Source organism: Ligilactobacillus saerimneri (assembly GCF_036689625.1).
Classification (GTDB): Bacteria; Bacillota; Bacilli; order Lactobacillales; family Lactobacillaceae; genus Ligilactobacillus; species Ligilactobacillus saerimneri.
The window spans coordinates 316100-329549 of sequence record NZ_CP144759.1 but is presented as its reverse complement, the minus strand read 5'-3'; the positions used below and the strand labels follow the sequence as shown (position 1 = coordinate 329549).

Annotated in this window: 16 protein-coding genes, 1 pseudogene and 1 other annotated feature; of the genes and pseudogenes, 1 reads left to right on the top strand and 16 read right to left on the bottom strand. The window is 41.5% G+C overall.

Going from position 1 to position 13450, the window contains the following annotated elements; translation table 11 throughout:
• Positions 1 to 178: 178 nt before the first annotated feature.
• Positions 179 to 796: pseudogene (locus V3C97_RS01565) on the top strand (IS30 family transposase); the annotation flags it as partial.
• A gap of 114 nt (positions 797 to 910) precedes the next feature.
• Here V3C97_RS01565 and V3C97_RS01560 read toward each other — a convergent pair.
• The 16 genes from V3C97_RS01560 to V3C97_RS01485 form a co-directional block, all read right to left on the bottom strand.
• Complete coding sequence (locus V3C97_RS01560; RefSeq protein WP_278838585.1) at positions 911 to 1273, bottom strand: hypothetical protein; 363 nt, start codon at positions 1271 to 1273, stop codon at positions 911 to 913.
• A gap of 660 nt (positions 1274 to 1933) precedes the next feature.
• Positions 1934 to 2299, bottom strand: a complete 366-nt coding sequence (gene rplL / locus V3C97_RS01555; protein ID WP_009553239.1) for a 50S ribosomal protein L7/L12 — start codon at positions 2297 to 2299, stop codon at positions 1934 to 1936.
• Positions 2300 to 2361: 62 nt separating this feature from the next.
• Positions 2362 to 2865 (bottom strand): 50S ribosomal protein L10, encoded by a 504-nt coding sequence (gene rplJ, locus V3C97_RS01550; protein WP_009553241.1) that lies wholly within the window; start codon positions 2863 to 2865, stop codon positions 2362 to 2364.
• A 38-nt stretch (positions 2866 to 2903) separates the two neighbouring features.
• Positions 2904 to 3025, bottom strand: a sequence feature (ribosomal protein L10 leader region).
• 62 nt (positions 3026 to 3087) lie between these two features.
• Complete coding sequence (gene rplA, locus V3C97_RS01545; protein WP_009553243.1) at positions 3088 to 3780, bottom strand: 50S ribosomal protein L1; 693 nt, start codon at positions 3778 to 3780, stop codon at positions 3088 to 3090.
• A 107-nt stretch (positions 3781 to 3887) separates the two neighbouring features.
• Entirely contained in the window at positions 3888 to 4313 is a 426-nt protein-coding gene (gene rplK / locus V3C97_RS01540) for a 50S ribosomal protein L11 (RefSeq protein WP_009553245.1), read from the bottom strand.
• 137 nt (positions 4314 to 4450) lie between these two features.
• Positions 4451 to 5299 carry an alpha/beta hydrolase gene (locus V3C97_RS01535; protein WP_338434309.1) on the bottom strand — a complete coding sequence of 283 codons (849 nt, stop codon included), beginning with the start codon at positions 5297 to 5299 and terminating at the stop codon, positions 4451 to 4453.
• Between the two features lie 34 nt (positions 5300 to 5333).
• Entirely contained in the window at positions 5334 to 5885 is a 552-nt protein-coding gene (nusG, locus tag V3C97_RS01530; RefSeq protein ID WP_009553250.1) for a transcription termination/antitermination protein NusG, read from the bottom strand.
• A gap of 63 nt (positions 5886 to 5948) precedes the next feature.
• Positions 5949 to 6872 (bottom strand): IS30 family transposase, encoded by a 924-nt coding sequence (locus V3C97_RS01525; protein WP_003709292.1) that lies wholly within the window; start codon positions 6870 to 6872, stop codon positions 5949 to 5951.
• 187 nt (positions 6873 to 7059) lie between these two features.
• Positions 7060 to 7227, bottom strand: a complete 168-nt coding sequence (gene secE / locus V3C97_RS01520) for a preprotein translocase subunit SecE (protein WP_027826945.1) — start codon at positions 7225 to 7227, stop codon at positions 7060 to 7062.
• Between the two features lie 24 nt (positions 7228 to 7251).
• On the bottom strand, positions 7252 to 7404 hold the full coding sequence (gene rpmG / locus V3C97_RS01515; RefSeq protein ID WP_081654795.1) for a 50S ribosomal protein L33: 153 nt from the start codon (positions 7402 to 7404) through the stop codon (positions 7252 to 7254).
• 66 nt (positions 7405 to 7470) lie between these two features.
• Positions 7471 to 7995, bottom strand: a complete 525-nt coding sequence (locus V3C97_RS01510; RefSeq protein ID WP_027826944.1) for an NYN domain-containing protein — start codon at positions 7993 to 7995, stop codon at positions 7471 to 7473.
• Between the two features lie 5 nt (positions 7996 to 8000).
• Complete coding sequence (gene rlmB, locus V3C97_RS01505) at positions 8001 to 8747, bottom strand: 23S rRNA (guanosine(2251)-2'-O)-methyltransferase RlmB (protein WP_216543677.1); 747 nt, start codon at positions 8745 to 8747, stop codon at positions 8001 to 8003.
• 3 nt (positions 8748 to 8750) lie between these two features.
• Positions 8751 to 9143 (bottom strand): Mini-ribonuclease 3, encoded by a 393-nt coding sequence (locus tag V3C97_RS01500; protein WP_009553260.1) that lies wholly within the window; start codon positions 9141 to 9143, stop codon positions 8751 to 8753.
• A gap of 4 nt (positions 9144 to 9147) precedes the next feature.
• Positions 9148 to 10569 (bottom strand): cysteine--tRNA ligase, encoded by a 1422-nt coding sequence (gene cysS, locus V3C97_RS01495; RefSeq protein WP_338434308.1) that lies wholly within the window; start codon positions 10567 to 10569, stop codon positions 9148 to 9150.
• A 121-nt stretch (positions 10570 to 10690) separates the two neighbouring features.
• Positions 10691 to 12181, bottom strand: a complete 1491-nt coding sequence (gltX, locus tag V3C97_RS01490) for a glutamate--tRNA ligase (protein WP_009553266.1) — start codon at positions 12179 to 12181, stop codon at positions 10691 to 10693.
• An 84-nt stretch (positions 12182 to 12265) separates the two neighbouring features.
• Positions 12266 to 13447 (bottom strand): PIN/TRAM domain-containing protein, encoded by a 1182-nt coding sequence (locus tag V3C97_RS01485; RefSeq protein ID WP_268889096.1) that lies wholly within the window; start codon positions 13445 to 13447, stop codon positions 12266 to 12268.
• Positions 13448 to 13450: the final 3 nt, after the last annotated feature.

Sequence of the window (13450 nt, the reverse complement as noted above, 5' to 3'; positions counted from 1 at the left end):
GAACAGTTTTTAACCTAGAACACGCTTCTCTTTACTAGGTTCTGTTGCAAAAATTACATTTATAAATACTAGCTTTGTAACCGTATTTATATATAATTATAAAATTAAGTTAGAAAAATAAAAAGCCATTTGTGGTAGACTTTTGAATACCTATACATCAAAAGAAAGGACACCACAAATGACCTACCATCATCTTACCATAGACGAACTAACGATGATCGCTAATTTTCGTGACCAAGGAGTAAAAGCCTACCGGGCCGCCAAACTTTTGCACCGGAGCTTAGAAACCGTCTACCGAGTTTATCGCTTTCTGGCCGCCGGCCACACGCTCCAAGAGTATTGCCAACACTATCGTAAAAACAAGACTCATTGCGGTCGGAAGGCCATTCAATTGCCCACTGATGAGGTAACTTATATCAAAGCCAAAGTGTCTCAAAGCTGGACGCCAGACACAATTATGGGACGCGCTGAACGGCCACTCAGCTGTAGTATGCGGACGCTTTACCGCCTTTTTGAGTGGGGTACCTTTGATGTGCGGACTTTGCCGATGAAAGGCAAACGTCGCCCCAATGGTTACATAGAACGGCGGGGGAAGGCTGGTCAACTTGTCCAAAGCATTCACCAACGGGCTATCGACTTTCCCAACTTTAACCGTGAATTCGGCCACCTTGAAGCCGACACCGTCCAGGGTAAAGGACATCAGGACGCCGTTATGACTTTGGTCGAACGGACTTCCAAAGTCGAAGTAATTCTTAACGTCCATAGTAAGACGGCCACCAGTGTGACCCAGCACTTACAAGTTTGATTTTAATATTAATTATTAGTTTGTTTTTTTAATTTACTATACTTTGTAATAGCTAAGTGCGAACAAAAAAGACCGGTAACGACCAGCCTCTTATCATTGCTGCGTCTAATGATGCGCAACATGATATTTATGCCCCGCGCGCCCTTTCCGGGTTACACGTTTGATTTTTTGGTGTTTTTGTTCGACCAATTTAAAATTCTTCATTTTCCCCCGAAACGGGCGCCCAGCAACTTTTAGCCGCGTCCAGTCCTGCATCGCCGTGATCATGCCAGCTAACTGTTTAGTTTGAAAATCATTTCCTTCTAGTTGGGCTGCTTGGTAAATATCAGTTTGTAACCGATTAGTTAAATTTTGATGGTACCGGAGTAACTCATTCGTCAACGGTTCATGCCGATACTTGTTGAACAAGTCTTGGATAATTATCATCGCTTCTTTAACATTCTGGGGTTTGACATAACGATTTTGCATATTAGTTCCTACTTTCTTTTGTGCTTTTAGATTGATATATCATCTTTTTTGATATAAATATATATGTAATTTTTTGTTAGGAGGTTACGTATGCGTCCGAAAAAAATAGCTGACACTATTAGGAAAATAGTTTCCTATTTTGTGCTTCTAGTTTTACACGAGATTTTTATTTCTTTTATGTCCTATCATCATGTGTGGATTCTTTCCACACTATAATTTTATATCCACAGTATTATCAATAGTCTTCCCTTTGCTGCTGGTTCGTGAATTGAACTTTTTTCACGGTTAGTTTTTCCATTCGTATTTGTAGCTATATTGTCATCCAAATTAGCAGTACCTCTCCAAGTTATCGATACCTTAGCCAGTGAAAATGAAGCAGCTGACCCTCGCGTAAAAATTTATTTTGGACTTGTTACAGCCACAGCCAGGAAAGCATGGTCAAAGTGGTAGTGGTTTTCAATCTTAATTTTACTTCTCTACTTTATCCTTGCTCACTTGTTATCAATTCTCATCAGTATCCCTCTCGCACTCATCTTAAGAGGGATTTTAACCATCTTGGGGCTTTGATAAATAAGCGCACTACCTAATTTTAATACAAAATCATAAAAAATAGCGCTGGAAACGAAACTCGCTTCCAGCGCTATTACTTTAGTGCGTTAATTACTTAAGAGTAACTGATGCGCCAAGTTCTTCTAACTTAGCCTTCATTTCTTCAGCTTCGTCCTTAGCAACGCCTTCCTTAAGTACGGAAGGAGCACCGTCAACTAAGCCCTTAGCATCCTTCAAGCCAAGACCAGTAATGTCCTTAACTGCCTTGATAACCTTAACCTTTGCAGAACCTGCAGAAGTTAATTCAACATCGAATTCGCTCTTTTCAGCAGCGTCGCCACCAGCAGCACCTGCAACTGCAACAGGAGCAGCAGCAGAAACACCGAATTCTTCTTCGATAGCTTTAACTAAGTCGTTTAATTCAAGAATGCTAGCTTCTTTTAAGTCAGCAATGATCTTTTCTGTATCTAATGCCATTGTTTTATTCCTCCAATATTTGGTAATTATATATCTAAAATGTTGTACTTACGCAACCTGCATTAAGCAGCGTCTTCTTCGCCCTTGTCGGCAACAGCCTTGACAGCGTAAGCAAAGTTGCGAACTGGTGCTTGCAATACAGAAAGCAGCATTGAAAGCATACCATCGCGATCTGGAAGTTGGGAAAGTTCGTTGATTTCTTCGAGAGTAACAACTTTACCTTCGATCATACCACCCTTAACAGTCAAAGCGTCATGATCCTTAGCAAACTTAACCAAAATCCGGGCTGGTGCAGTAGCATCATCTGAACCGAAAGCAACAGCAGTTGGGCCAACGAATGCATCGTCAAGTCCTTCGTAACCAGCCTTGTCAGCAGCACGCTTCAAGAAAGTGTTCTTGATAACACGCATTTCAACGCCAGCTTCACGCAATTGCTTACGTAATTCAGTTACTTCTTCTACCGTTAAACCACGGTAGTCAACAACAACTGCTGATGAAGCGTTAGCAAACTTTTCAACAACTTCATCAACCAGTGCAGCCTTTTTGGCAATAACTTCTTTACTCATAACTTTGATTCACCTCCTAGTCATTGTGTCAGAGTTCTCTATAAAAATAAAAAACCCTATGTCCACCAAGACACAGAGAGAGGTACAAATAATATACTCCTCGGCAGGCAATGTTTAAGGCGTGAGCCACCTGAGTCTTCGGTAGAATCATAATTAAAAAATTGACCTTAACTAGGTTAACATTAAACCCAGTTAAGGTCAAGCATTTTTTTATAAACTATCTTATAAAGTAGTTGTGTCCACAGTTACACTTGGGCCGAATGTGGAAGCAACAGAAACGTGCTTCATGTAAATACCCTTAACTGCAGCTGGACGTAACTTAGCAATAGTTGAGTAGATAGTGTTAAAGTTACCAAGTAATGCTTCAGTATCGAATGATACCTTACCAAATGGTACGTGGACGTTACCGTCACGGTCAGTCCGGTAAGTTACCTTACCAGCCTTAGAATCTTCAACGGCCTTCTTAACATCCATAGTAACTGTACCAGTCTTTGGGTTTGGCATTAAGCCCTTAGGACCTAATACCCGACCTAAACGACCTACTTGGGCCATCATATCTGGTGTTGCGATTGCAACATCGAAGTCCAACCAACCATCTTGGATCTTAGCAACCAAGTCATCGTCACCAACGAAGTCTGCACCAGCAGCCTTAGCTTCATCAGCCTTAGCACCCTTAGCAAAAACAACAACAGTTTGGTCACGGCCAGTACCGTTAGGTAAAACAACAGCACCACGTAATTGTTGGTCAGCTTGCTTAGTATCAAGGTTCAAATTGAATGCTACTTCAACAGTTGCATCAAAGTTAGCAAAATCAATCTTCTTTACCAATTCAATAGCTTCTTTAGCTTCGTATTGCTTGCCAGCTTCAACTTGCTTAGCAGCTTCTAAATACTTCTTACTCTTTTTCTTTGCCATTAGTGTATTTCCTCCTTGCAATATGTGGTCTATCGGATAAACCTCCCACTTGACACGCTTACTTTCGTAAAGTGTCCGTCTGAGAAGCAAAAACCCGTGTTAAAGAATTAGTCTTCAACAACGAAGCCCATGCTCCGTGCAGTACCTTCAATCATGCGCATAGCAGCTTCAACATCTGCAGCGTTTAGATCTTGCATCTTTGATTCAGCGATTTCTCTAACTTGAGCAGAAGTTACAGTAGCAACCTTCTTTGTGTTAGGTTCGCCAGAACCCTTTTCAACACCAGCAGCTTTCTTAAGTAAAACTGCAGCAGGTGGAGTCTTAGTAACGAAATCGAATGAACGATCATCGTAAACATTAATCACAACAGGAATAATCATACCAGCTTGATCAGCTGTACGTGCGTTGAATTCCTTTGTGAATCCCATAATGTTAATACCTGCTTGACCCAATGCAGGACCAACTGGTGGAGCTGGAGTAGCTTTACCAGCAGGAATTTGTAATTTAACTACATTTACTACTTCTTTAGCCACGGTAATACCTCCTTAAAGTCCGTGTGTGGTACGGATGACCATGTAAATTTGGTCTCCCACGTGTATGCACTAAAGCATACTTGAATAATATAGCACACTCATTTGTTCTGTGCAATATCCTTTTCAAAGGTGAAAACTCATCTTTTAAAAAGAAAATGACCAATTAGTTGGTCAACTTCTTTATTTTCATGTAGCAGCGAGTGGGCTGCCCGGCACCCTGTCACTACTACTTGTTCGTAATAATTAGCTGGTGGCAATAAATAGCGCAAAGCTAATACCGAATTTACTGCCACTATGCCGTCTGAATGGCGCCCATGACCAATATCACCCGCAATATTTAAAAATTGCGTTCGCGGATCAATCCATTGTTGATGATCCGCAAACCATTGGTACAACGGCGTTTGTCTACTTGGCCCATTAACAGTTAAGGGGTAGTCTTCAATAGGGAATGTGTTTTTTCCCGGGTCGGTATCATTAAAAGGTCCCCCTAGCATAACAACTTTATTGACCAACGAGACAGCTGGATTCTGCCCATATAACATCAAATACCGTAAGACAGTCACTGCCCCCATCGAATGAGCCACAATATTGACGCGGTCAATCCGATAACGCCAGTGAAGAACTGCTAACAAATGATACAGCCACATAGTCTGAGCCATAATATTTAGGCGGTTGTTAGTGAACAACACCTGGACCATTGAACCAGGCAAGCTGGGATCACCGATCATTTTAAAATGCTGCTTATCTTTAATCCGCACCACAGCCGTCTTTTGCCCCCAGCCCCGCTTCGCCAACCTGCGAATTAACGGACCAGTTGATAATCTGGTTCCAGCATAGCCGTGAATAAATAACGTTGGAATCGGACTGCCAGTTGGCTTGCCCCCGCTTAAACGCTCTACCGTCCCGAATTGATGCCACCGTGCTACTAAAAAGGAGGATGCTCCTAATGCCAAACCACCCCATCCTACGAGCTGACGTTTCTGCATAGTACCATCCTCCTATATCAGTTTAGTTTGTTGATCAAACCAAAGTTTCCACTTGATCAAAGTTTAATTCAGTTGCAGTTTCCCGACCGAACATATCGATCGTAACTTTTAACTTCATCTTTTCTTCGTCAATTTCAATAATTTTGCCAATTAAGCCTTCAAACGCTCCATCGACAATCTTCACTGCATCTCCAATATTACCAGCAAAGTTAACCACTTTTGACTTCATCCCTAATTGACTCAAGATTTCATCAATTTCTTCATCCAATAGTGGCGCAGGTTTGCTTCCTGACCCGTGAGAGCCTACGAAACCGGTAACCCCTGGAGTATTCCGTACAACAAACCATGAGCGGTCAGTCATTACCATTTCTACTAGAACATAACCTGGGAAAGTCTTGGACATTTCGACTTTTTCCTTTCCCGTCTTAGTTGTTTCGATGCGTTCTTCTTCCGGAACAACTACCCGAAAAATATAGTCTGCCATCCCCATAGACTGTGCCCGTGATTCAAGGTTAGTTTTAACCTTGTTTTCGTAGCCAGCATAAGTGTGTAAAACGTACCATTTCTTTTCCGCTGATTCAACCATGTAACATTCTCCTTAAATTAATTTTATGTAAAAGGTAGATTGCAATAAATAACTTGAACAAATTTAATGACGCAGATTAAGCAAAAAGATCTCAATTGGAGTTCGCCAGTTCAAACATTTGAGTGGCCGTGAATTCAGATACCAGTTAATCTGAATCAATTCATCATCACTAATCTCTTCAATTGGCTGACCCTTAGGAATAAATCGCCGTAACACTCGATTACGATTCTCATTACTACCACGTTCATGCGGAGAATAAGCATGGGCAAAGTACAACGGCACGCCGGTATTTTTCTCAATTGATTGGTAGTTGGCGAACTCTTTCCCGTGATCAACCGTCAGTGTCTTGAGATTAGTTCCTAATTGATTAGCTAACTCAAGGATAGCCTTAGTCATTGAAGTGCTATCTCGTCCACCAAGCCGTTTAACGATAGTAAGGCGACTCTTGCGTTCGACAAACGTGGCTACTGCTTGACCTTTGCGCTTGCCAGATAAAACTGTATCAGCTTCAAAATGGCCTGCAATATTACGATCAGAAGCTTCAGCTGGACGATCTTCAATCGAACGACCATGACTGAAAGTCCCACGGGTTTCTTTAGCACGCTTACGACGAATACCATGGTCAGGTAAATCAGTCATCCGAATATCTAGAAGTCCTTGATCGACCCAGTTATAGATAGTCTTGTAGGCGATCCTAACCACATGGGCTACTTGTTCAATTGACCATTTCTGAATCTTGATCTTGTCTTCGATTAGTCGCTTGAGGTTAGCCGTTAATGAGCATTTACGACCACGATAACTAAGTTTAGTTTCGTGGTCGGCTTGCGCACTAGTCGCATGGTATTCACCCTTTAACCGGTGAATTTCATTAAAGATAGTAGTCTTACTAAAGCCCAGGTAATCAGCGATATATCGAAGAGATCGCTTTTCATGACGAAGCGTTTCGATGACAATGCGGTCTGAAAATGATAAGATAGTGGTGCCCATAAAGGTCCTTCTTTCTAATGGAATGTTGTAACGACACCATTAAAGACCTTTATGGGTTTTTCTGTCCACTAAAATGTTCAACTTAAATTTTACAATCTGCCAAAATAAAAAAACCCCGAATTTACACCCGAAGTTTTACCACCCCAGGTATTATAGCAAACTCTGCTGCAATACACCAGGATATTAATTAACCGACAAACTGTAATGCCCATAAGACCACATAATCAACTAAGGCGAAAAACGCAATAAAGAATAACGACATAACCACTACTGTAGTAGTATCCCGTGATAGTTCTCGACCTGTTTCCCAGGTTGTATCCTTCATTGTTTTGGCCACGCTCTTAAAAAACTTCATTCTCACCCCTCCTGTCAACCAGCTCTATTTAGTTTCTCGATGTAAAGTATGCTTGCCACAATACTTACAATACTTTTTGATCTCCAACCGGTCTGTTCGATTTGGATTCTCTGTCGCTGTATAATTGCGGGAACCACAAACAGAACAAGCCAATGCGACTTTTCTCTTATTTGCCATTTTTGTCTCGCTTTCTTAACTCTCTATTCTTTCCAACTTTAGCACGGGCAAAAGTCACCTGTCAAATCACCTTTGTGACAACTCATCCCGTAATGCAGCTAATTTATCCAGTTGCTCTTGATCCCAGGGTGAACGCCGAACCGAGGCCTCATCTTGATATTGCCGCGCTTGCTGCCGCACCTCATGTTTAGCCCGTTTGATATTTTGATATAGCTCCCACGCCGGCACCCGCATTGCTCCTTGGGCAAAAACAGTCCACTGCTCAGCTTGATCACTTGTAGCTACCGTCACTTGCGTCAGGGCATTTTGGAGTTCTCCAGCTAACGATTCGATATAAGAATCTGCTGTCTGTTCTTCTGCTGTCCAAACTACCCGCAAATCATATTGCTCGTAGCTACGCGATAGTCCTGGAACATACATCGCATCAAACACTACGATGATATCATATGTTGTCTGACGCTTATAATTGGAAAGAATATGCAATAATTGATCGCGCGCTTCTTCTAACCGATCAGCTTTCTTTAGGCGATCCAATTCTGGCCAATTCCCGATCATGTTGTATGCATCAACTATCAGAATATTCTTCTTGATCATGATTACCGCCCCCGCGAGGTAAATCCTTGGTAAATCAACAGGCTAGCTGCCACACTGGCATTGAGTGATTGAACATGACCAACCATCGGAATTGTTAACATTTCATCACAATTCTTTTTCAATAACGGCGAGATTCCTTTACCTTCATTGCCAATAACTAAAGCTACTGGTCCATGAGCATCCCACTTACGATAATCAGTTCCCTGCATATCAGTTCCGAACAGCCATAGCCCTCTTTGTTTAAGCTCTTTAGCAGTTTGAACCAAGTTCGTCACCCGTGCCACTGGCATATATTCGATCGCCCCAGTCGAAGTTTTCGCTACGGTTGCAGTCAGTTGAACTGCCCGCCGCTTAGGGATGATAATTCCATGCACGCCAGCAGCATCAGCTGTTCGCATGATTGATCCCAAATTATGTGGATCCTCAATTCCATCCAAAATCAAGAAAAAAGGATCTTCTTCGCGCTGAGCTGCTACCGCAAACAGGTCATCAATGCTAGCATACTCATACGGTGCCACTGCCACTACCACTCCTTGGTGGTTCTGGTGGTCAACCAGGGTGTCTAACTTAGTCTTGGGAACCCAAGAAACAATAATCCCCCGTTGCTTAGCTTGCTTTTCGATTTCTTTTAAAACATCTGCCTTCAACCCAGATTGTAAAAACACCTTGTTGATCGGCTGTTGGCTTTTTAATGCTGCTTGGGCGGGATGACGCCCAATTACAAAGTCACTTTTAAGTTGTTTACCCATACGTTACTTCCCTTCTTTTTCAACTGTTGTGATACACCATTGGGCTAGTTCATCCAAACGTTCTTTCTGTCCACTTAAAAAAAGGTAGCCAAAGAGTGCTTCAAACCCCGTTGAAATTCGATAAGTTCCCACTGAAGTATTCTTAGCTTTAGTATGACTCTTCGCATTCCGTCCCCGTTTAAAAAACTCTTTTTCTTCGGTAGTCAATAAATCTGCTGCCTTCATCTTTTCAATCAAAAATGCTTGTGCTTTGGCAGACACATAATGTGTAGCTAACTTTTGTAACTTATTGGGTTTGGTTAAACCACCTTTAAGGAGGTGTTCACGAATATATACTTCATAGATCGCATCGCCCATATATGCTAAAGCGATTCCATTCATTGCATTGTAATCCATTATTTTACTCTCTTCTCCATCTCGTTCCATGCGGGGTATCTTCTAAAATGATTCCCTGTTCTTTCAATTGATCACGAATTTCATCACTCCGCGCAAAATTCTTTTCTGTCCGAGCAGCATCACGTTCATGAATTAATTGCTCAATTTCTGTATCAAGAAGTTCTTCATTTTTAAACTCAATCCCAAAAATCGCAATCATCCGCATAAATTCATGCAACATTTCATCAGCCACTCCACGACTAACAGTAGCTTCTTCTGTATACCGATTCATTGCTTTAGCTAATTCATAAACTACGGCGATCCCGTTTTGAACATTGAAGTCATCATCCATTGCTTTAAGGAACTTCATTTGATAAGCGGCCATTTGTTCAATCCAAACATGATCAGCTGCAGTCAATGGAGCAGTAGTGGCATCATTAGCCACACGATAATTAAGGTTGTCCCATGCATGCTTAAGTTTGGCTAAATTGTTCCGTGCCTCATCCAAGTTATCCTGTGAATAACGAATTGGTCGCCGGTATTGGGTTGTTGCCATAAAGAACCGCAAAACTTGTGGGTCTACTTCTTGAACGAGATCATGAACAGTAACAAAATTCCCTAGCGACTTGCTCATCTTTTCGTCATCATTGCCAATTGTTACAAAGCCATTGTGCAACCAGTAATTAGCAAATTTCTGTCCCGTTTTAGCTTCACTCTGTGCAATCTCATTTTCATGGTGAGGAAACTCTAAATCCTGGCCCCCGGCGTGAATATCAATTGTATCTCCTAAATATTTTGTTGCCATCACAGAGCATTCAATATGCCATCCTGGCCGCCCTTCTCCCCATGGAGAAGTCCATGAAATCTCACCCGGTTTAGCCTTTTTCCACAGAGCAAAATCCAACGGATCTTCTTTCTTTTCCTGGTCAATATCTGTTACCCGTTCACTTGCTCCAAGTTCTAATTCATCAATTGCTTGGCCGGATAGTTGACCATAATGAGCAAACTTCCGCGCCCGGTAGTAGACATCACCATCAGCTTCATAGGCATAGCCCTTGGTAATCAAAGCATCCACAAATGCGATGATTTCGTCCATATTTTCCATCACTCGTGGATTCTTAGTTGCTCGCTTGATATTTAAGGCATCCGTATCCGCATAAAAAGCCTGAATAAATTTTTCCGTCACTTCAGGGACAGAAAGGTTCATCTCGTGGCTAGCCTTGATAATTTTGTCATCCACATCTGTAAAGTTGGAAACATAGTTTACCTGATATCCGCGATATTCAAAATACCGCCGAATAGTATCAAATGCTACCGCGCTCCGTGCATTGCCAATATGGATATAATTGTATACTGTTGGACCGCAGACATACATCGTCACTTTTCCAGGTTGTAAAGGTTTAAAAACCTCTTTTTCTCGTGTCAAAGTATTATAAAGATGAATCATTTTGTACCTCACTTCTTAAACTAGCAAAAAAGGGCTGTGACGCACTTATGTCACAGTCCTTTCCAGTTGGCTTTTAATTGCGCAACGGCGCTAACCATGACTAGGCGCCTTTTTCACACTTCTATTCAGCCATTTCATCTAAAGTTTGTTGTAAATGCTTTAAAGCTTTTTCTTTCCCTAATAATTCAATGGAAGGTGCCAAATCTGGACCGTGCATTGCCCGTGTTGTCGCAATCCGAATTGGCATATACAGTTTCCGTCCCCGGACACCAGTTTCTTTTTGAACGTTCCGAATAACAGCTTGGATGTCAAAGGCATCAAAAATTGGTAGTTCGTTAACTTGCTTAGCAAATTCATTCAACACAACCGGTGCTGTTTCATCAGCTAATTCCTTCTTGGCAGCTTCATCTAACTTAGGTGGTTCAGTAAAGAATACTGATGCCATTTCAGCTAACTGACCTGTATATGACATCTGCATCTTGTATAATTCCATCAATTGCCGTACCCATTCAATTTCATACACGCTTGGGTTAGCTGGAATTAAGTCTGCCTTAATTAACTGTTGTAGCGATGATGCCGTAATTTCATCGGAAGGAGCGGACTTAACATACTGGTTATTGATCCATTCCATCTTCTTGTTGTCAAAAGCAGCTGGTGACTTACTCAACCGCTTGTAATCAAACATCTTAATGAATTGTTTGCGGTTAAAGATTTCTGATTCACCAACAGGTGACCAGCCTAAGAGGGTAATAAAGTTGAACATAGCTTCTGGCAAGTAGCCTAAATCACGGTACTGTTCAATAAACTGCAATACTGATTCATCCCGCTTACTCAACTTCTTACCTGTTTCAGAGTTAATGATCAGTGACATATGACCGAATGCCGGAGCTTCCCAACCAAATGCTTCGTAAACTACTAATTGCTTTGGAGTATTAGCTACGTGGTCATCTCCGCGTAAAACATGGGTGATTTCCATCAAGTGGTCGTCAACAACAACGGCGAAGTTGTATGTTGGCATCCCATCACGCTTTTGAATAACAAAGTCGCCACCGATTGTATCGGATTTAAAACTAATGTGTCCCTTAACCATATCATCCCATTCGTATACCTTGTTGTGTGGTACCCGAATTCTGATAACTGGTTTCAAGCCTTGAGCTTCTGCAGCAGCTTGCTTAGCAGCAATCTCTTCGTCAGACATACCTTCGTATTCATAGACATAACGTGGAGCTTCCCCACGGGCCTTTTGTTCTTCCCGTTGGTTCTGCAATTCTTCTTCTGTCATATAGGATTTGTATGCCAAGCCCTTTTCCAAAAGTTCTTGAATCAACGGTTGATAGATCCCTTTACGTTCAGATTGGCGGTAAGGACCATATTCACCTGGCTTATCTGGACCTTCATCCCAGTCCATCCCTAACCATTTTAAGTTGTCTAATTGGCTCTTTTCACCGTCAGCAATATTTCTCTTAGTATCTGTGTCTTCAATCCGGATCACAAAAGTTCCTTTATTATGCCGTGCAAATAAATAGTTGAATAATGCTGTCCGTGCATTCCCGATATGCAAGTGCCCTGTTGGACTTGGTGCATAACGAACACGAATTTTTTTGTCTGCCAATTTAAGCGCCTCTTTCTTTTTCATTTTGTCGATACTCTTTAAAGTTTACAATGAATATTCCAAAAAATAAACTATCCCGAGTTATTATTTTCTTTTTTGGGGTAAATTACTTTCCTGCTCCTGGTCTTTAGCAGGAGACTGTGCTTTTAGCTTGCGCCGCGAATGGGCTAGCTTAGCAAAAATCATTCGTCCAGCGTCTGTCTGCAGAGCACTAGTAACCTCAACTTCGATAGTCTTATTCATATAATAATAACCATCTTCAACAACAATCATGGTCCCATCGTCTAGATAAGCCACTCCTTGTTGCCGTTCCGTTCCTTTCTTAATCACCATAACTTCAAGTTTTTCACCAGGAATCACCCGTGGTTTTAGTGATTTAGCCAGAGCATTCACATTTAACACTTTAACATTTTGAAACTGACTCACCTTATTCAAATTGTAGTCATTAGTAACAATCTCCGCATCTAGCAATTTAGCTAACTTGATCAACTTGCTATCAACTTCTGTAATATCCTCAAAATCACCATCATACATTTGAATAGGGACAATTTGTTCACTCCGCAGTTTATTAAGGATATCCAGTCCTCGGCGCCCCCGAACGCGTTTGATACTATCACCAGAATCAGCAATGTATTGTAGTTCGTATAAAACGAAATTAGGAACAATCAAAGTTCCTTCTAAAAAACCCGTTTTCGCTAAGTCATAGATACGACCATCAATTAAAATATTGGTATCTAATAATTTATAGCGGTAGAAGTTTTCTCCTGCACGCCGTGCCAAAACGTTGTCTGCAGCCACAGTATCAATTTTGTTTTCTGGATCTAACTTATCCCGGCGAAATAGAAAGGTGCGGCGGAAATCTATCAGTCGATCACGACCAATAATAAAGCCTAGATATCCCAAAATAATCATCAGGATGACAGGAAGGATTGTATGAAGCAGGAATAATTGCGAATGCCAAAATAATGTAGAAATCAAAACCGCAACTATTAGCCCTAATACTACACCCAGTGATTCAGAGATCAGCGTTTCGGGCTTTTGTTGCAGCAGCTTCTCTTCAATCCGCTGTAATAAATCATCCATGTAATTGCTAAAAAGATATGCCGGCATGATAAATACCACTAGACCAATCAGGGCATTAACTGCCATGTTATCTAAAATACGATTTGTAGAAACATGCAGCAGCTCCCACAATAGTGGCATAAAATTATACCCAATGCCAATTCCCAGTAAGGCTGCAGCAATGAGAACAATTTTCTTGCGCATGTT

Excerpts from the sequence above, each read along its gene's own strand:
- V3C97_RS01560 (WP_278838585.1), bottom strand. The coding sequence starts at position 1,273 with ATGCAAAATCGTTATGTCAAACCCCAGAATGTTAAAGAAGCGATGATA.
- rplL (WP_009553239.1), bottom strand. The coding sequence starts at position 2,299 with ATGGCATTAGATACAGAAAAGATCATTGCTGACTTAAAAGAAGCTAGC.
- rplJ (WP_009553241.1), bottom strand. The coding sequence starts at position 2,865 with ATGAGTAAAGAAGTTATTGCCAAAAAGGCTGCACTGGTTGATGAAGTT.
- rplA (WP_009553243.1), bottom strand. The coding sequence starts at position 3,780 with ATGGCAAAGAAAAAGAGTAAGAAGTATTTAGAAGCTGCTAAGCAAGTT.
- V3C97_RS01535 (WP_338434309.1), bottom strand. The coding sequence starts at position 5,299 with ATGCAGAAACGTCAGCTCGTAGGATGGGGTGGTTTGGCATTAGGAGCA.
- nusG (WP_009553250.1), bottom strand. The coding sequence starts at position 5,885 with ATGGTTGAATCAGCGGAAAAGAAATGGTACGTTTTACACACTTATGCT.
- V3C97_RS01525 (WP_003709292.1), bottom strand. The coding sequence starts at position 6,872 with ATGGGCACCACTATCTTATCATTTTCAGACCGCATTGTCATCGAAACG.
- secE (WP_027826945.1), bottom strand. The coding sequence starts at position 7,227 with ATGAAGTTTTTTAAGAGCGTGGCCAAAACAATGAAGGATACAACCTGG.
- rpmG (WP_081654795.1), bottom strand. The coding sequence starts at position 7,404 with ATGGCAAATAAGAGAAAAGTCGCATTGGCTTGTTCTGTTTGTGGTTCC.
- rlmB (WP_216543677.1), bottom strand. The coding sequence starts at position 8,747 with ATGGGTAAACAACTTAAAAGTGACTTTGTAATTGGGCGTCATCCCGCC.
- V3C97_RS01500 (WP_009553260.1), bottom strand. The coding sequence starts at position 9,143 with ATGGATTACAATGCAATGAATGGAATCGCTTTAGCATATATGGGCGAT.
- cysS (WP_338434308.1), bottom strand. The coding sequence starts at position 10,569 with ATGATTCATCTTTATAATACTTTGACACGAGAAAAAGAGGTTTTTAAA.
- V3C97_RS01485 (WP_268889096.1), bottom strand. The coding sequence starts at position 13,447 with ATGCGCAAGAAAATTGTTCTCATTGCTGCAGCCTTACTGGGAATTGGC.